The following is a 19038-nucleotide window of genomic DNA, read 5'->3' on the forward strand; positions in this document are numbered from 1 at the left end:
CTGTGTATTTTTGTTTTGAAAAATGTGTATAAATCATAATGTTAATGTTGAGTCTTTATTTAAGCTAGTTGATCAAGGGAATAAAAAAGAGAAAGCAAAAATTAAAGAGTTTATACAGTACTTTTATAATTTTGTTTATAATAGTGACCTAAAAGTCAACGATAAATTTCTTTTATACATTGCAGAAGATGCATACAACTTCATTCTTAAAAAAGAAAAAGAAGAAAGTAAATTGGCAGTAAGTAATGTAAATGATATTTCAGGAATAGAAGGCAATTTCACTATAATTAAAATCACAAATTATGACATGCCCTTTTTAGTGGATTCTGTCATTTCCACTATTAAGTCACACGGTTTAACTATATGCTATTATAGTAACAGCATAATTAATGTTCAAAGAAAAAATAGCCTAATAGATAAAATTCATCTTTTGGAAGAAAGTAATGGAATCAAAGAGTCAGTAATATATGTAATTATTAAAGGCATAAGTGATAGCTTTGTTGATACACTAGAAGAATCTCTACGAAAGACGCTAAAAGCAGTTAACTGCGTTGTAAAGGACTGGCAATGGATGCTCAAGAAGCTTCTTGAGCATCCGGCATTGGATGCTGGAGGCAGAGATTTTCTAGCTTGGTTGAAAAATAACAATTTTGTATTTTTAGGTTATCAAGAATACATTACTAATAAAGAAGGAAAGCTTGCTCTAAGTGGTAAGGAGAGCCTCGGGTTAATGAGAGCAAGTGAAGAGTACCAAAATTCATCAATTTTTTCTGAAAGCTTGAATTCTTTATACATACTAAGATCAGACCTAATCTCAATAGTTCATCGGCGTACCTATATGAATTGTATAGGAGTGAAAGAATTTAATGATCAGGGTGATGTAATAAGGGAACAGCATTTTTTTGGGCTATTTACTTCTATAGCAGAAGTTCAAGATATTCGAACTATTCCGGTAATAAAGGATAAGGTTACAACAATAGAAAAAAAGGCAGGATTTGTTCCTGGTGGCCATAACAATAAAGCTTTAATTTCCATTTTACAGGCATTTTCTTGTGACGAATTATTCCAATCAAATGAAGACGAGTTATTTGAAATTTGCACCTCGATCATGTCTCTTGCGATTAGACCAAGAGTCAAATTATTTTTGAGAAAGGTAGGGAACTTTATTAGTTGCATAGTATTGATACCGATGCGTTATGCTAGTGCAAGACTAATGTTTAAGATACGCGATATATTGAAAGATGAAACGAATGCAGAAAGTTCAGATATTTATAACAATCACATTATCAATGAATATGATTTGATGAAATTACACGTGGTGCTAAGAACCAAAAGCGCTAGCGTTTTTGATGATGAAGTTTTGCGTATCGAAAACAAGTTAAGAAACATTACAGAAAAGTGGGAAGATCGTTTTATAGACAATTTATATAATACTTTTAGCACTGTTGAGGATATATTTATCCGCTATTGCAAGGCATTTCCGATAAGTTATCAAGAGAATTTTGAACCTCATGATGCATATTATGATATGAAAAAATTGGAGATAGTGAGAAAGAAAAAAGTCAGTGAAGTTGATTTGAGGCTTACTCGTGACAATCTCAACTATCAATTGAAGGTTTACACTCCAAGCAACGGAGGCCTTGAATTGTCAAAGATATTAAAGGTTACTAAGAATTTAGGGGCTAAGATTCTATCTCATAATGGTTCTTATATAGAAATCAACGGTGGAATATGGATACATCATTTTGTGTTGTCAAGAGTTGATGAATTAATAGACAACATTACTTTAAAAGAGCAGTTTGAGGTAACACTTGTAAAAGTGTTCAGCAAGGAAATAAAAAATGACTATTTTAACAGCTTGATCATTATTGCTGGGCTCGAGTGGAAGGAAGTGCTTCTGATTAGAGCGCTAAGCGCCTACCTAAAGCAGACATCATTTAGCTATAACCCAGAATATATCCAGAAAGTAGTATCAGAGTATCCAAAAGTAGTAAGGTATTTAGTAGAATTATTTCATTCAAGATTTGATACTAAAATAGATATTGATAGGGCAGAAACTACTAGCATTTTGATAGAAAAAATTGAAGAACTACTAAAAGAGATCAGCAACGTTTCACATGATTACGTTTTGCGTTCGATATTTAACTTGATAATGGCAATTTTGAGAACCAGTTATTATCAAGATGATAAGCCATACTTATCTATCAAATTTGATTCAAGTAAAATAAATGGGTTACCTGATCCTCGCCCGTATCGTGAATTATATGTCTATTCGAACCTTTTTGAGGGAATACATCTAAGAGGAGGGAAGTTGGCTCGTGGTGGTTTGAGATGGTCGGATAGAACGGAAGATTTTCGCACTGAAGTTTTGGGACTCATGAAAGCCCAGATGACAAAAAATGCGGTCATTGTACCTGTTGGCGCAAAGGGTGGGTTTGTAATAAAGCAAGTTTATAAAGACAAAAACATTTTAAGGGAGAAAGGTGTTGAATGCTATAAGAATTTCATCAGAGGAATGCTTGATATTACTGATAATGTAGTTGATGGCAAAATAACTCCACCAGAAAATGTGATTAGGTATGACGAAGATGATCCATATTTGGTAGTTGCAGCAGATAAAGGCACTGCTTCATTTTCTGATTATGCAAACGAAATATCCTCTGAATGTAACTTTTGGCTCGAAGATGCATTTGCATCTGGTGGATCAGCAGGTTATGACCACAAAAAGATGGGTATTACAGCAAGAGGTGCATGGATTGCAGCACAACGCCATTTTTGGAGAATGAATAAGGATATTTACCAGGATACAACTGTTATTGGAATTGGAGATATGGCTGGCGATCTATTTGGGAACGGCATGCTGCTTTCAAGAAATATGAGTTTAATTGGAGCATTTAATCATATGCATATTTTTGTTGATCCAAATCCTGATGCGGAAAAGAGTTTCGTGGAGCGTAAACGGCTCTTTGAATTACCGTTTTCCACTTGGATGGATTACAATAGAGATTTGATTTCTCATGGTGGCGGGGTATTTGAACGTAGTAGCAAACAAGTAGAAATTTCTCAAGAAATGAAAAAGTGCTTTGATATAACGGAAGATACATTATCTCCAAATGATTTGATTCGATATTTGCTCAAGGCAAAAGTGGATTTCATATGGAATGGAGGAATTGGCACCTTTGTTAAGGCAAAAAGTGAAAGCCATGGCATGGTTGGCGATAAAGCAAATGATGAATTAAGAGTAAACGGTCATGATATTAGAGCTTCTATGTTTATAGAGGGTGGCAACCTTGGTTGCACGCAGCTTGGAAGGGTAGAATACGCTAAAATAGGTGGGTATATCAATGCAGATTTTATTGATAATTCAGCAGGAGTAATATGTTCTGATCTTGAAGTTAACATCAAGATTGCTTTTGTTGCAATTATGAAAGAAGGGGGAATTTCCTTGGAAAAAAGGAATGAAATACTGGCTAGCATGATAGATGAAGTTGCATCTAAGGTACTTGAAAACCATAACAGGATTGAAACAAAAGCATTGCTTCTTGAGTGTTTGCAAGCTAAAGAAAAGTTGGAGCAGCACCATAAATTATTACTCAGTTTAGAGAAATTTGGGCTGCTAAACCGAGATGTAGAATTTCTTCCAGCTGAAGAAGAGGTAGCAAGAATGTTAACTGATGGAGAAGGTTTCTGTTCTCCTCAGCTTTCTGTTCTGATGTCTTATGCAAGAACAGCAATAAAAAATGAAGTTATACACTCTGAGCTACCTGAAAAAGATTTTTTGTGCCGTGATTACTTACTAAATTACTTTCCACAAAGGATGGTAACAGAGTTCAAGGATTCCATATTGAAACACCAACTTTGTAGGGAAATTATTTCTACTTGCATTACAAACGATGTAGTAAATAGGATGGGCTGTATATTTATTAATAATTTGGTTGAGAGTACTGGAATTAAAGTACATGAAGCAGTTAACATATATATCGTTGTTAATCACCTATATAATTTAAGTAGCCTTTGGCAGAAAATTGATGAATTGGATGGAAAAATTGATGTTGATTCATATTTGCAAGTAGTGAGAAGTGTGCAAAAATTTATTGGTAGGGTATCATTTTGGTTAGTAAAAAATCTTGGTAAGCTTAATCTTGTAGAACTAGATGGTGTTACAAAATTTAGGGGTGCAATTGAAACTTTAGGCCATGATATTTTAGATGAGCACCTATTAGAGGTCTATAATCATGGATTAGCTTCTTTGTTAGAGCTTAACATAAATAAAGATCTAGCAAAAAGGGTTGCTGATCTACGTATTCTTATTTATGCGCTGGACGTTATATCTGTTGCTGAGCAGACATCTTTGTCCATCCTTGAGGCTGGTAGAATATACTTTGAATTAAAGTCGCTGCTAAGATTTGATATGATTAGAACAGTTGCTGGCAAGATGAAAAGCCATTCTTCCTATTGGGATCGCAGCTTAATTAATGATTTATTAGATGATTTAAGCAATTATCAACATAAGCTAGCTGTTAAAGTTATAAAAGCTACTGATAATCATGTAGACAAGGTTCAAACTTGGGCTATTAATGATAAGGATTATATAGAGCGCTACAATAGCTTTTTAGATGAGATGGTCGCTTATAAACTTGATTTAAGTAAATTAATACTCATAATCAGAAGAGTTAAAATACTTGCTTCATAGGAAAAATGTTTAATATAGGTCTGTCAGAAGTTTTAGTTGTAGCTTTAGTGAGTATAATGGTTCTTGATAAAAGTAAAGTACCTGTATTTCTTAATCTTATTAAAAATATATATAGGTATTTCTGGGTTGTAAAATCAAGAGTTAGGAAATTGTTGAAGGATACCGGAATTAAAGAATTATATGAAGAGCATAACGTTGAAAAAGTCAATTACATAATTGGTGAAGATGGCAAGCTTTATCCTACTTACAATGTAGATAGTACAAAAAATGACAGCAAAAATCCTAGTAGTAGATGATATACCATCTAATGTTAAGCTTTTGGAGGCTCAGCTAAAAGCAGAGTACTATACAGTTATTGTAGCTTATGATGGCGAGGAGGCGATAGATTTAGTAGCGGAACAGCAGCCAGATATTATCTTACTTGATGTCATGATGCCAAAAATGAGTGGTTTTGAGGTTTGTAAGAAGCTAAAGAATGATCCCTTAACGACTTATATTCCAATAATTATGGTAACTGCGCTGCATGACACTCATGATAGAGTGGAAGGAATTAATGCTGGTGCGGATGACTTTCTAACTAAGCCGATAGATGAAACTGCTTTATCTGCAAGAATTAAGTCTCTTGTGCGCTTAAAGATGATAATAGATGAGTTGTGCTTGAGAGGAGAAACTAATGCTGAGATTGGTGGAGTAGCAGAAAGCAGTATTATGGATTATTCTAATCAGATTTTTGATGCTAACATACTTGTTGTAGATGAGGACACCTTTCAAGCAGAGCAGATACACAATGTTCTAAAGCAACGCTTCAGATCAATTAAAATACTGCACGATCCAAAAGAAGCATTAAAGGTTGGTATTAAGGATAATTACGACCTGATTATTTCTGACATGCAGTTTTCAAAAACTGACGGCCTACGGTTGTGTTCTAAGTTTCGTAGTAAAGTAGAAACACGTTATACACCAATTCTGATCCTTTCTGAAGATTATGATAAAAGCAATTTAGTAAAGGCACTTGATGTAGGTGCTAATGATTATTTAACAGTACCTTTAGATGAGAGTGAATTAATAGCTAGGGTTAATTTGCAAGTGAAACGCAAAAGGTATCAAGATGCCTTGAGAATGAATTTATTTAATAATGTGGAAATGTCTATAAAGGATCCATTAACTAACTGTTATAATAGAAGATATTTTGATGCACACTTAAGAAATATTGTTAAGGATTCTGTGGAAAAAGATAGAAGTTTATCTCTTATGATACTTGATATAGATTATTTTAAGATGGTGAATGATAACTTTGGGCATAATGCTGGAGATGAACTTTTAAAGGAAATACAGAAAAGAATTTCTGAAAATATCAGAGTGACAGATTTATTAGCTAGGTTTGGTGGTGAGGAATTTGTTGTTGTAATGCCAGATACCAATGTATCAGATGCGTATACTATTGCAGAGAGAATAAGGAAAATTATTGCCAAAGAACCTTTTATACTTGTGGATAAAAATACAACCCATAATTTAACTGTGAGCATTGGAATTTCAGCAATGCAAAGATCTGACCTTGATGATGTTAAAAAATTTATAGTACGTGCTGACAAATATTTATATAAAGCAAAAAACAGTGGTAGAAATAGAGTGGTTACTGGTTGAAGTTCTTTTAAATAAGTAGTAACTAAGATTCAAATGATAGCATAAAATTTCTCAACTCCGGAAATTTCGCATTTAACTGCAGAAATAGATATTTATTTAAAAAATACCCTGTAATTTTTAACCCTAGTCTGAATTCTTGATATGAGTAGCTATTTTGTAGGTTGTTATTGTATACATCATGCAACATCTGTGGAAAAGGTAGTAATTTATCTGCATAACAGTCACCTACTTTTTTTGACACTGCTCTACCAGTTTTTGGAGAAATAAATTGTAGATTTTCTTTCACACCTGTTACAGCACATTTTGATAGGTCTAACTTAAATCCAAGTTGCGTAAGAAGCAGAAGCTCTAAGTTAAGGTAATGACTTTGCCAAAACTGGCTATTATGTTTTATTACATCGATGAAGTGTCTAAAATTATCATACAACTTGATGCAGGATTCACTTTCTGGAAGCACTTTTTCTAATATAGACGAGAAAGAAACAATAGCAATGCTTTTTAACCTATCTTGAAAGAAATGATGAAATGGAGATTCAATCAATTCGCACTTTAAAGAACCTAGATTTTCAGGTAGCTTAGCACTCCATTCTGCATGTAATAGATTACTTATTTGAAACTTATAATTGCTATTGTTTGTTAACCTAGTTAATCCTCTGCACTTTCCATGATTTTTTGTAAATAGAGAAAGAATTAAATTTTTATCACCGTATTTTTTAACAGCTATAATAACACCTTCATCTTTCCATCTCATTTAGAGTATATTGACCATATGATATTATAGAGATAATAAAATTAGTGTAGCAAATTTGAGTTTAAGTCAACTGAAATATATTGACTTTATGTGCAATATTAGCTTTAAACCAGTAAAACAAGCTGCTTAACATATGCGCCCTCTCTATTTTAATTATATTCTTCTTTTGTCTCTATGTTGTTTTTTGCTTTTTTCAATGAAAGCCCAAACGAATGATTCATCAGTTATTCCTATACCACAAAGAAAAAAAGAATTAGTTGAGTTAGTACAACCGAGGCAAATTATTGAAATACAGGAAATTGATGAGGGTATTCCAATTCCCAAAAGAAAAAAGGGTGTAGAAAGAAAACTAAGAGAAGACATCAAAGAGGTGAAAAATGAAATAAGAGATAAGAAAAATATTGAGAACAAAGATGATGAATTGGCTGTAACAGAAATTATTAATTCTATAAGGGATAAACTGACAGAGTGTTGGAGCATTCCTGAGGGCATAGTTTATAAAGAAAATTTTAGTATAAAAATTAACTTATTATTATCCAGTAAAGGCGAGATCGTTGTAGCCAACGTAGCAGATAGTAGTTCTTATCAAAATAATCCTCTTTTTAGATCAGCAGCAGATAATGCAATGCGTGCAGTGTATAAATGTAGCCCGTTAATTGGCTTACCTGCTGAGCATCATCACATTTGGCGCGAAGTCACGTTAGATTTTATTCTAAATAGGTGAATTTACGTTACCTGAATTAGTTACTTGTGATGAAAAATAGATCAGCAAATTTTCAATCAACAACAGCTAAAGACCTTTCTGCAACGTTGATTTCTCTTATATCTGTAACTTCGTCATTCTGATTAAACGAAATTTGCAGAGACTTACTACTGTACTTCCTTTTTCCCAAGAAGTTAGCTTGTTTAATTTTATATGAGACATAGTACCAAACATTTTCGTCGAACTTTGATACTAATGTTGGCAATCCTAAAGTATGAACAACTTTTTCTCTATCATCACCTACTTTTATTTTGCTCCACAGTTCAACATTAATGCCAGGAACTCCGTGATTATAGATAGTGTGCATGCAGCCTACTGAAAACAGCAAAACAGCAAATATTAATACTCGCATTTTGTCAATTAGTTATTTGAAATCATAATACACTGATAAACTATCTGTCGTCAAATTTCAAAAAAGTTAAATTGACTGATTCTCAATATCATTTAATATAATATTTACTTCAAAATAATTAGGTACCTTATGTCATTGCTAGAAGCAGATCCAATATACAAGCCTTTTAATTATCCTTGGGCATATGATGCATGGTTGCAGCAACAAAGGATACACTGGATACCTGAAGAAGTTCCGCTTGCTGATGATGTGAAAGATTGGAAAACTAAACTTTCTAATGTAGAGAAAAATTTATTGACCCAGATTTTTAGGTTTTTTACTCAAGCAGATATTGAAGTAAATAATTGCTATATGAGGCATTATTCAAATATATTTAAGCCAACAGAAATATGTATGATGCTTGCAAGCTTTTCCAATATGGAGACTATACACATTGCAGCCTATTCATACCTTCTAGATACGATTGGCATGCCAGAAAGTGAATATCAAGCATTCTTAAAATATGATGCTATGAGAAAGAAGTATGAATACATGTTAGAATTTGAGGAAGGTAAAAAGCACGATAAAAAACATGTTGCTAAAACTTTAGCAGTATTTGGTGCCTTCACTGAAGGATTGCAGTTATTTGCATCATTTGCAATTTTGCTCAATTTTCAACGGTTTGGAAAAATGAAAGGTATGGGGCAAATAATTGCTTGGTCAGCACGTGACGAAACCTTGCATACCAATTCAATTATCAATTTGTTCAATACGTTTATTAAAGAGAATAATGAAATTTGGAATGACGAGTTCAAAGAAGAATTATATTCTGCATGTCGCACTATTGTTGAACTTGAAGATGAATTTATAAGTCTTGCTTTTGATTTAGGAGATGTTGAAGGGCTATCTGCAGAGGAAGTGCGCAATTATATACGTTACATAGCAAACAGAAGGTTAACGCAATTAGGTCTTAAATCTATATATAATGTTAAAGATAACCCTATTCCGTGGCTTGATGAAATACTAAATGGCGTGGAACATACAAATTTCTTTGAAAATAGAGTAACAGAGTATAGCCGTGCAGCAACTCAAGGCACTTGGGAGGAAGCTTTTGCTAAAAACTATACAAAAAGTGAATAGCAGTAACTTCACCCTTTTTTATCGTTTCAACGGAAGCTTGCGATACATATCAAAGGTGGAAGGAGGAAGAATTTGATATAAATCATCTATTTAGCTTAGAGAAAAGAGAGTATAGATATAAAGTTACATTATTGCATGTAATAGTTGGAGATTTTGATTGCTTAGAGGAGGAGGAGGAGAAGTTAATACGATATCTATTAGACAAAGGTGCTAATGTTAATGCACGAGATTCTTTTGGAAAAACTCCTTTGCACAATAGTCATGACAAAGAGGTAACACAAATTTTACTAGATGCAGGTGCTAATCTTTTTATAAAGGATCATTATGGAATGACTGCAAGATAGCGTTGATGCAGAACAAAAAGCTAGTACAGCGGCAAGTATTGTAGTGTAGTTAAGTAAAAAAAGGAAGAAGAGACTTCTTCCTCTTTTCTCCAAATTTTTTATATATAATTGAGAATAAAAAAACTGTGGATAACTCTGAAAAAGATCAAAAAAGACATCAAAAAGAGTATGATTAGATTGAAATATTTACAGAAAAACTTACTCAATTGATAAATATCTTAACGCTTTTTAAGAAAAGACAAATAGAGGGTCGTATTGGAGCTAAAGGTTGAAATTTTAAGTGCTTCTTAATACTTAAAGAGGTACTTTAATAGTTCCTTTTAAGTACTAATCCGGAGGTTCGATAGGTTGTTGTTTAAAAGATTGGGAAATAGTTTTATTAGTATTGAAAATTACATAATGTATATTATGGAAAATATAAGAAACACAAGCTTTCAGCAAGAGAAAATTCAATTTTTGCTCTTCTCAAACAGCATAAAAAAGTGCCTGTTGAACTCCCAGATTAGCATCCAAAAACACTCAAGTATTACTTTAAGAGTATTTAAAATCTTAACTTAAAGACCATTCCTTACTCCCTTATTGGCTCTTATTAGAAAAATATCAAAATCACAACTCAACAACCATCACCTACAAGGTGAAGGGTTAAATTTTAATCAATTTGAAATTGATCATTGTCATGAAGTGGCTCGCCTTCCTGGATAGATATGTACTCTTGTATAACCTCGTCTGTCAGAACTTACGGCTCAATATCCACGTGCCCAAAGGTGCCTGCCCCAAAATTGCTTACTTAGACTTGCAAAATCTTGCATCAGCAACCTTGAACTTGTTCCTTTCAAAAGTTATACAATTTTACTAACACTTTGCTGTGGTTTATATGATATAAACATATGAATATGATCTACTGCAACTTTGCCTGAGATAATTTGAATCTCATTTTCCATAGTAACCTGCCTTAGCAGCTCCCTAACTCTAACAGCAATTTGGCCTATTAGCACCCTTTTGCGATATCATACCAAGTGTACTTTCATATATCGTACTTAGAGTGTGCATTATACCCATAACGTCGCATACGCGACTATTGTAACTTGCCCTTCGCCTCAAGGCGGGACAATCCCCGAAGGGGGACACTAAAAAAGATTAAAATTGATATAATTTTTTAGAGTTGTCCACTTTATTATGAATCTCCGAAGTACTCATAATGTGTAAAATATGTATTTCTCTGGGTTATCAACTTAGTTATTAACAATTCTGTGAATAACTAAAACAAGAAAAAGGGGCTTCTAATCAAATGGAAATAGTGTCATTCTTTAAAAAACGACGCTAAAAACATTGTTTCTGTTCGAGCAATGGTTACACCTATTATCAGATCTAGGTACCCTGAATAGGATTAAGGGTACCTAACGAAGTAAAAAACTTGGAGAAAAGGAAGAAGTCTTTTCTTCCTTTTACTTAATTTGGCTGAGGCAAACATTGTTCTGTTGCCGACCTTGATGTGTCAGGATTTTCTATCTTAGTAGATACTGCATATGTAATACCACCAGCAATAAGTCCAGTGAGTACAGCAGCAGCTACAACTATACCAACTAAAACCAGTATTGGTAATGCAGCATCAGCAGCAAAACACCCACCACCAACTGCTAATGCAGTTACAACACTACAAACTCTAATTGCTCTATTAGTTGCTATGCTTTTTTCAATTTTATAAATCTCGTTTAGTGTATCCTGGTCTTTGTTTTCTTTTAAGAAAATCTTAAGAAAATCTTTTTGATTAAGAACTCCTTTAACATCAAGAACTTCTTTTAATACACCATTCTCCTTAGCTAGATTTATAATAAGTCTAATGCATGAATAATATTTTAACATAATAGCACTTTGAAGCGGTGTAATTAATTCATATTGTGATATCTTTCCAATAAGAACTTCTTTTAATATACCATTCTCTTTAGCTACATCTATAATAGATTGAACGCTTCTATAATGCTCTTTCATTATAGCATAGACAAAAATTTCAGAGTGTAATCGAGGGAAATGAAGAACAGTAAGCAAATCCTTTTTTTCAACTTTTTTAAGAAGAGCAGTAATATCCTTTCTCTTTTCTATTGCAGATATTAACTCAGTGTATAAATCATACATATTGTTCGTTTGTGAAATCTTCATATCTCAAAATATCAAACCGTAATTAAAAAGTATTTTAATTATCATACATTTAAGTAAGAAAGTCAACAATTTAACTAAGTATCACAAACACTTAAACAAGAAAAAGGTGCTTTTACCCGAATAGATATTTTATAACGTCTTAATGCTAACTCCACCGACATATAAATTTGCGTGGCTTTTTCCAGTATTAAGCAATGCAAGTCCAATATTGTCGACACTAGAGCGTAGTTCTCCTACTTCTTCATTATGTTCACTGATTACTTTAGTGCCAATATTTGGAAGTGCATTTTTTCCCTCAACAAGGTAAAGTTTCCTTCTGAATTTTTCTTGTCTGCTCATTCGATTTACAACTTCCTGACCTATATAGCACCCTTTATTAAAGCTTATACCATTTATCTTATCGATTAAATATTGCAGCGGAAATGATGAATTTTGCACCATATCTTTTGCTCCATCTGGGACAAGGTTTTTAATTCTTACTTTTTCATATTGGGCAAAATCCCCAACTGATTCCTTTATTTCATCTTTGTGTATGATTCTAATTCCCAAAGATTTATGCCTTGGATCTTGAAAAGCGATGTGCATGACGCTGGAATTCAGTAGATCTAGTGTTATTCCAGTGTGTAATGCTCCAGTGTCCGCCACTTGGATGACAGAGGGAGACTCAGTATTAAACAAAACTCCAACCTTATATAGTGAACTAATGTCTTTAATCCTCACTCTAAGGTAAGTTTTGAGCAAGTCTAATTTTTCAATTATTTGCTGTAGATGGGCATTTTCACACTCCAAATAAATATATTTATCATGCTCAATGAGGAAAAAATCGTACAGATATTTTCCCTGAGGGTTGAGTAATAAAGAGTAAATTGCCTGCTGGCTACTTAGTTTATTAATATCATTTGTTATAACACCCTGAAGAAAATCTCTCGTATCTGGTCCGTATAAAGATATTAGACTACGGTTTGCTAGCGGTATGTAACCCATAAAACTTCTGTTCAAACCTTAATTATACACTTTTACTAACTCCAACCCTTGAAATGTAACCTTTAGATGACTACATAGAATTGTAGGTTAATCTATTAATGAGGAAACATAAATGTCAAGTGTAAATTTGAATGTATTAGATGATAACGTGCTAATAAAGCCTATTACTGAAGAAAAACAAGGTGGAATTGTACTACCATCAAGTGCTGAAAAGAAGCCTACTAAAGGTCAAGTTATAGCAATTGGTAGTGGTTCACGCAACTCAAGCGGAGAGCGTATAGCTTTAACTGTAAAAACTGGTGATAAGGTTTTCTACAGGCAGTGGGCTGGGACAGAAGTAGAGCATGATAATGAAAAGTATGTCGTGATGAAGGAGTCAGACCTACTTGCTGTTATCAAGTAGGTATTCCTATTTTACTAAACTAATGCGCTATATAGTGCATTATGTATTTTAATATTCTAAATTTTTTATTAATTTAAGGAGTGATAAAAATGGCTAACATAGTAGTATCAGGCGAACAGTTGCAAGAAGCCTTTCGTGAAGTTGCAGCAATGGTTGACTCAACGGTGGGAGCAACTGCAGGGCCTAGGGGAAATACAGTAGGAATTAGTAAGCCATATGGTGGACCAGAGGTCACAAAGGATGGCTATAAGGTAATGAAAGGTATAAAGCCTGAAAAACCATTACACTCTGCGATAGTAAGCACCATTGCTCAAAGTGCTTCTCAGTGTAATGACAAAGTTGGTGATGGTACCACAACATGCTCAATACTGACTAGCAATATGATAATGGAAGCTTCAAAGTCAATTGCAGCTGGAAATGATCGTATTTGTATCAAAAATGGAATACAGAAGGCAAAAGATGTGATATTAAAGGAGATTACATCAATGTCTCGCACAATTTCTTTAGAGAAAATGGATGAAGTTGCACAAGTTGCAATAATTTCTGCAAATGGTGATAAAGATATTGGTGATAGCATTGCTGATGCTGTTAAAAAGGTTGGAAAAGAAGGCGTCATCACTGTTGAAGAGAGTAAGGGTTCAAAAGAATTAGAAGTTGAACATACAACTGGTATGCAGTTTGACCGTGGTTATCTCTCTCCATACTTTGTTACAAATAATGAAAAGATGAGCGTGGAACTTGATGATCCATATTTGCTGATTACAGAAAAAAAACTTAATATTATTCAACCTTTACTTCCTATTCTTGAGGCTATTTTTAAGTCTGGTAAACCTTTGTTTATCATTGCAGAAGATGTTGAAGGTGAAGCATTAAGCACTTTAGTGATCAACAAATTACGTGGTCTAAAAGTTGCTGCAGTAAAAGCTCCAGGTTTTGGTGATAGGAGAAAGGAGATGCTCGAAGATATAGCAGCTTTAACAGGTGCTAAGTATGTCATAAAAGATGAGCTTGGAATCAAGATGGAAGATTTGACTCTTGAAGATCTTGGTACTGCTAAAAATGTTAAAATCACTAAAGACAATACCACAATTGTTAGTGAAGACAGCGACTCTGATAAAAAAAACAGAGTAGATGCTAGAGTTAACCAGATTAAATCTCAGATTGAAACTTCAACCTCTGATTATGATAAAGAAAAGCTGAGAGAGCGTTTAGCGAAATTATCAGGCGGTGTTGCTGTGCTCAAAGTTGGTGGAGCAACCGAAGTAGAAGTAAAAGAACGCAGAGATAGAGTTGAAGATGCACTTCACGCAACAAGAGCTGCAATTGAAGAAGGTATAGTTCCCGGTGGTGGAGTTGCACTTCTTTACGCTGCATCTGCTCTTGATAAGCTAAAAGCTTCAAGCGATGAAGAGCAAATAGGTATCAACATTGTCAAAAAAGTTCTCAGTGCTCCAATCAAAAGATTGGTTAAAAATGCTGGTCTTGAATCTGCTGTTATAATTGACTATTTGATTAATCAGAATGATAAAGAGCTTATATACAACGTTGAGGCTATGAACTACGCTAATGCATCAACAGCTGGTGTAATTGATCCGGCAAAAGTAGTTCGTATTGCTTTTGAAACGGCAGTGTCTGTAGCAAGCGCACTTATTACTACTGAATCTATGATAGTTGATCTACCAAACAAAGAAGAAAATGCTTCATCACCTATGGGTGCAGGAGCAATGGGCGGAATGGGTGGATTCTAAGTAAACAAGAGCCTTGGAGCAACTTGCTCCAAGGTATCTTTCTAGTTCTAAAAAGTCTTACATTTATAAAGGAAATAAATTTGTGACTTTCTATGCAAAGCCACTACTATTTATATTTGTTACGTCTCTTTAATATTATAACTGCTTAAAAATAAAAAAATAATATATGAAAGTTATAATTGCTACTATATCTGTATTAGAATAATATTATATTAACAAATGATTTATATAATATTTTTATTATAATAGATAGAACTTAAATTATTTTCTTCATAAATAGAGTATTTATGAAAATACGTATATACTCAATCCTACTTTTACTTTTTTCTTGCACTCAATTGTGCGCTGAAGAAGAAGTTGCAAAATTTGATCTGCTCATTGGTAAGGTAAATAAAGCAAACCTTACCATTGAAGGCGCAATAAAGGTTACAATAAAACCAGGTTGGCATATATATTACAAAGACCCTGGAGATTTCGGCCTTCCTACTTCCTTTGACTGTCAGGGTAACATATCAAATATAGATATTCATTGGCCTACTCCCAAGGAACATGAAGATAAAGTTGGGGAAGTTACATTTGTTAGTAACATATATGAAGATATGGTGTTATTTCCCTTTAAAAACAATATCATTCCAAATCAGGAATACGCTGATATTAACTTTCATATAAAGTACGCAATATGTAAAGATAGGTGTATCCCTAAAAATGCCGAGATAAAAACCAGTCAACCACTAAAGGATTTTATAGATTCTGATATCAATAAACTCATAAATGAGTGGTATGAAAAATAGAGCTCCCAGCGAGCAAGTGATAGTTATACGATAGCTTAAAAATGTTATTCCTGTCCCTGAATTTTCCAATAAAGATCTTTCCAAAAATTTCGATCATGAAGCCTTTTGGTCCCCAAAAGGCTTCATTTCAATCAATAACGAAAATTATGACTTTGAAAGAGCTGCTTGCTTATTAACTCCTGTAGTAATTTGTATGCTTTCCACACTTGTTGGAGGATAAAATCCTTTTATTACTTCAGAGCCTTCTCGCTTTAAATATGACAATGCTTCATATAAAGTCTTCGCTTCATATTGTCTTCCTACTTTTACTTCTTTATGTGCAGCTAATTGATCCCAAGTAACACCATTGCTTTCAATAAACTCTACAGAACCATTATCGCTAATGCTAATTTTCATTTTACACTCTTTCCCCTCAACATACCAATTTAAATTCATATAATATGAGCCATTAGCTACTTCATAAATTCTTACTCCATTCTCATCAACTCTGCAGCGTATTCCCCTTGTTTCACACTTGCTTTTACTAGGCAGTAATAATGTAATTCCATCTACACCATATTTTCTGCATAGATCACTATTTAAAACATCAACCACATTTATTGATTTTGTAGAATCGCCAAGCATAATTCTGAGTGCAGGCTTAATCTTACCTTTCTTTCTACTTTCTTTAATTCCTATATATTCTAAAGTATTGTCTTTTATACTTTCAATTACATCTTGTGCAATTTTTTTAGCAATTTTGCCTACAATATTTTTGCTATCGTACTTATTAGCATATTTGTATTCATATCTTCCATTAACTTCATATCTATACTTTTCCTGTCCTTCTTCACTAGGAACCACAGTAGAAAAGTGTTTAAACCACACTTCATCATCATCAATACTAACTTCTTCGTTCTTATCTCCAGAATCTACAGATATTTTGCTACCTGGGCTTACATTTTTAAAGAACTTATCCTTTGCACGTAAATAAAAATTTTCATTTGTATTTTGATTCAGGTCAGTTTTAATTAGACCTTTAGGATTATCTAACATATACCTCCACACATTAAATTATATAGAGGTATATCAGTGTTGACCTTCTAGGTCAACACTAAACAATAACAAAAACTATAGTTGTTTCTTTTCACCTGCTAAAGATTGTGCTTGTGCTCCATCTACACTTGTTGAATGTTGCTTCAATATGTGATTTAGATATTCTCGTACTTCATCAGTGTATTTAATGCTCTTGTAGCTTAAACTTCTTATCAACACCTTGCCTAAATGAAAAATATTTCCTCTTTCTTGGAGAAATTTGTTATATTCATTGCAGTTACTGACTTTCATTTGCTGTGGCATATTTTTTCTTCAATGGTTAAATGGCTATTCTATAATGAATTTTGTCAGTAACTGCCAGTTCTTTTCTCTTGAGTGATGCAACAAAGCCATCCCAGTGTCAAGCACTGGAATGACACCCATTTCTTTCTAGTGTCCCCTTTCTTGTCATTCAAGTATCCTTTTCTTATCATCCGAGTAGCTAAAACTATGATCCATTGTTCATTTTCTGGATTCCAGTCTGGAATGACATTGTTTTAACATTGTACCATATTACAATGTTCATACAGTTGTGATTGGTATGACAAGATAAGAGGTGCTAGAATAATGGAACCGAAGTCATACATAGAAAATAGGTTAGGTATTTTTCAACTTTTGCTATATACTCAAGTAAAAATCTCTCTTTTACAGATGGATACAGTAAAGTTTATTTTATTACTGCCAACAATACTACTCATACTAGTTGCTGGTGTTTACCTATCGGTTAAACTAAAATGGTTACAGATATTTAGACTACCGTATGCCCTTTCACTTATTGGAGCTAAAAGAGGAGAAAATAAATTTTCTTCTATAGCTGCTCTGTTTACAATCTTAGGGGGAAATTTAGGAGTAGGAAATATTTCAGGAACTGCTGTTGCTCTAAAAACCGGAGGACCGGGATCCATTTTATGGATGGCAATCATTATTGTTGTTACTTCTGTGATAAAATATGTTACTTGTTACCTAAGTATAAAAACCAGAAAAGAAAAAAATGGACGGTTTATAGGTGGACCTGTAGCCTACATGAATGACTCATTTAACTCTAGCAAAGCTACAATTGTGTTTCTAATTGTTATGGTAATAGTTTCAATAACAGTTGGTAATCTTGTTCAGGTAAATTCTCTATCAATACCACTCAGCATGGTAGACGTACCTGTAGTTATTGGCGGCATTGTAATGGCCATAATATTTTTTGTTGTTGCAGCTCTCAGCTTAAAAAAAATTAAAATTTTTATATCGGCTATGATACCGATAATGACGGTGAGTTACCTTACACTTTGCGGTATAATATTATTTAAGTTTAGTGAAAATATCCTTCCTTCTCTAAAATTAATAACAAGCAGTTTTTTTACAACTAGTAGCTTTAACTCTGGTTTATCTTTAGGTTTAATTTTAGAAATGTTGACTATTATTCAAGTTGGAACTTTGCGAGGTATTTTTGCAACAGATATAGGACTTGGCCTCGAAGGAATTGTACACTCCTCGATTACTCCTAAAAAAAATAACAATAAATTTATCATTGAACAGAGTCTAATCACAATAATATCTCCTTTTATAGTTGCACTCATAGTATTCATTACAACAATGGTACTGCTTGTCACAGATTCTTGGATTACTGATTTAGAGAGCACTAACATGTGCATATTTGCTTTTAGAAAAGCTATGAATTGGCCCTATATTGACTATTTTATTATGACCATAATGTTTTGCTTTGCATTTACTACTATTTTTACTTGGTTTTTTTGTTCAAAACAAACAATACGCTATGTATCTATGGATAATAAATACACCAAAATCTGGACTGTAGTTTTTACCTTAATCATTCCATTTGGTGCAATTGGTGGAGTTAAGTTACTCTGGGATATAGCTGATATCTCGATTGCTGCTTTGCTTTTTATTAACATACTTGCTATACTCAAGCTCACTTCTCAAGATCCAGAAGTATTTACTATGAGTAGCAAATACTTGAAGTTGCAAAAACAGAGCTAAAGCAATATTTTAAGTTGTCATCCCAGTCTGGAATCCAGCCTTTCATGAACTTCATCAAAAATGTTATGTTTTAACATAATAATTTTATGCTCACTAACTGAGTGCGACTGGATCCCAGTGTCAGCTACTAGAATGACATACTTTTTGGTGAAAATTACTCTTATATTATAACGTTTGTAGTTATGAATTTGACTATAGGATCAAGTCTAGAAAAATCTAGATTCCA

The 19038-nt window shown here is 33.4% G+C and carries 16 protein-coding genes and 1 pseudogene; 10 read left to right on the forward strand and 7 right to left on the reverse strand.

The window, feature by feature from the left end:
• The first annotated feature begins 22 nt into the window (after positions 1–22).
• The 3 genes from OOL01_RS04230 to OOL01_RS04240 are packed head-to-tail and all read left to right on the forward strand — an operon-like array spanning position 23 to position 6337.
• Complete coding sequence (locus tag OOL01_RS04230) at positions 23–4693, forward strand: NAD-glutamate dehydrogenase (protein ID WP_264687229.1); 4671 nt, start codon at positions 23–25, stop codon at positions 4691–4693.
• A 5-nt stretch (positions 4694–4698) separates the two neighbouring features.
• Entirely contained in the window at positions 4699–4989 is a 291-nt protein-coding gene (gene tatB, locus OOL01_RS04235) for a Sec-independent protein translocase subunit TatB (RefSeq protein WP_264687230.1), read from the forward strand.
• Positions 4961–6337 (forward strand): PleD family two-component system response regulator, encoded by a 1377-nt coding sequence (locus tag OOL01_RS04240; protein ID WP_010401888.1) that lies wholly within the window; start codon positions 4961–4963, stop codon positions 6335–6337. The genes tatB and OOL01_RS04240 overlap by 29 nt, the downstream gene beginning before the upstream one ends.
• A 22-nt stretch (positions 6338–6359) precedes the next feature.
• Here OOL01_RS04240 and recO read toward each other — a convergent pair whose 3' ends face one another.
• The gene (gene recO / locus OOL01_RS04245; protein WP_264687231.1) at positions 6360–7088 is read right to left on the reverse strand and encodes a DNA repair protein RecO; all 729 of its coding nucleotides are present in this window, start codon (positions 7086–7088) and stop codon (positions 6360–6362) included.
• 196 nt (positions 7089–7284) lie between these two features.
• On the opposite strand from recO, the gene OOL01_RS04250 reads away from it, so the two are divergent.
• Positions 7285–7812 carry a hypothetical protein gene (locus OOL01_RS04250; protein ID WP_010401890.1) on the forward strand — a complete coding sequence of 176 codons (528 nt, stop codon included), beginning with the start codon at positions 7285–7287 and terminating at the stop codon, positions 7810–7812.
• Positions 7813–7864: 52 nt separating this feature from the next.
• Here the strand turns inward: OOL01_RS04250 and OOL01_RS04255 are convergent, their stop codons facing one another.
• The gene (locus OOL01_RS04255; protein WP_139686562.1) at positions 7865–8203 is read right to left on the reverse strand and encodes an outer membrane protein assembly factor BamE; all 339 of its coding nucleotides are present in this window, start codon (positions 8201–8203) and stop codon (positions 7865–7867) included.
• Positions 8204–8332: 129 nt separating this feature from the next.
• On the opposite strand from OOL01_RS04255, the gene OOL01_RS04260 reads away from it, so the two are divergent.
• Together OOL01_RS04260 and OOL01_RS04265 are read left to right on the forward strand one after the other, a co-directional pair.
• On the forward strand, positions 8333–9322 hold the full coding sequence (locus tag OOL01_RS04260; RefSeq protein ID WP_264687232.1) for a ribonucleotide-diphosphate reductase subunit beta: 990 nt from the start codon (positions 8333–8335) through the stop codon (positions 9320–9322).
• A gap of 131 nt (positions 9323–9453) precedes the next feature.
• Positions 9454–9666 carry an ankyrin repeat domain-containing protein gene (locus OOL01_RS04265; protein WP_264687233.1) on the forward strand — a complete coding sequence of 71 codons (213 nt, stop codon included), beginning with the start codon at positions 9454–9456 and terminating at the stop codon, positions 9664–9666.
• Between the two features lie 649 nt (positions 9667–10315).
• On the opposite strand, the pseudogene tnpA reads toward OOL01_RS04265, so the two are convergent.
• From tnpA to ygfZ, 3 genes and pseudogenes are all read right to left on the reverse strand, one after another.
• A pseudogene (tnpA, locus tag OOL01_RS08610) lies at positions 10316–10735 on the reverse strand (IS200/IS605 family transposase).
• 380 nt (positions 10736–11115) lie between these two features.
• Positions 11116–11823 (reverse strand): hypothetical protein, encoded by a 708-nt coding sequence (locus OOL01_RS04275; RefSeq protein ID WP_264687234.1) that lies wholly within the window; start codon positions 11821–11823, stop codon positions 11116–11118.
• Positions 11824–11952: 129 nt separating this feature from the next.
• Entirely contained in the window at positions 11953–12807 is an 855-nt protein-coding gene (gene ygfZ / locus OOL01_RS04280; protein ID WP_264687235.1) for a CAF17-like 4Fe-4S cluster assembly/insertion protein YgfZ, read from the reverse strand.
• 112 nt (positions 12808–12919) lie between these two features.
• Between ygfZ and OOL01_RS04285 the strand changes: the two genes are divergently transcribed.
• The 3 genes from OOL01_RS04285 to OOL01_RS04295 all read left to right on the forward strand — a co-directional run bounded on the left by OOL01_RS04285 (position 12920) and on the right by OOL01_RS04295 (position 15749).
• Positions 12920–13210, forward strand: coding sequence for a co-chaperone GroES (locus tag OOL01_RS04285; RefSeq protein WP_264687236.1), 291 nt, complete (start codon positions 12920–12922; stop codon positions 13208–13210).
• A gap of 89 nt (positions 13211–13299) precedes the next feature.
• Positions 13300–14958 (forward strand): chaperonin GroEL, encoded by a 1659-nt coding sequence (groL, locus tag OOL01_RS04290; RefSeq protein WP_264687237.1) that lies wholly within the window; start codon positions 13300–13302, stop codon positions 14956–14958.
• A gap of 287 nt (positions 14959–15245) precedes the next feature.
• Positions 15246–15749, forward strand: coding sequence for a protein-disulfide reductase DsbD domain-containing protein (locus OOL01_RS04295; protein WP_264376423.1), 504 nt, complete (start codon positions 15246–15248; stop codon positions 15747–15749).
• Between the two features lie 144 nt (positions 15750–15893).
• On the opposite strand, the gene OOL01_RS04300 is transcribed toward OOL01_RS04295, so the two are convergent.
• Both OOL01_RS04300 and OOL01_RS04305 read right to left on the reverse strand, forming a co-directional pair.
• Entirely contained in the window at positions 15894–16784 is an 891-nt protein-coding gene (locus tag OOL01_RS04300) for a hypothetical protein (protein ID WP_264687238.1), read from the reverse strand.
• A gap of 75 nt (positions 16785–16859) precedes the next feature.
• Complete coding sequence (locus OOL01_RS04305; RefSeq protein WP_064085506.1) at positions 16860–17087, reverse strand: hypothetical protein; 228 nt, start codon at positions 17085–17087, stop codon at positions 16860–16862.
• Between the two features lie 387 nt (positions 17088–17474).
• On the opposite strand from OOL01_RS04305, the gene OOL01_RS04310 reads away from it, so the two are divergent.
• Complete coding sequence (locus OOL01_RS04310) at positions 17475–18812, forward strand: alanine:cation symporter family protein (protein ID WP_264687251.1); 1338 nt, start codon at positions 17475–17477, stop codon at positions 18810–18812.
• The last annotated feature ends 226 nt before the right edge of the window (positions 18813–19038 follow it).

This window comes from Wolbachia endosymbiont (group B) of Rhopobota naevana (genome assembly GCF_947250615.1).
Taxonomy (GTDB): Bacteria; Pseudomonadota; Alphaproteobacteria; order Rickettsiales; family Anaplasmataceae; genus Wolbachia.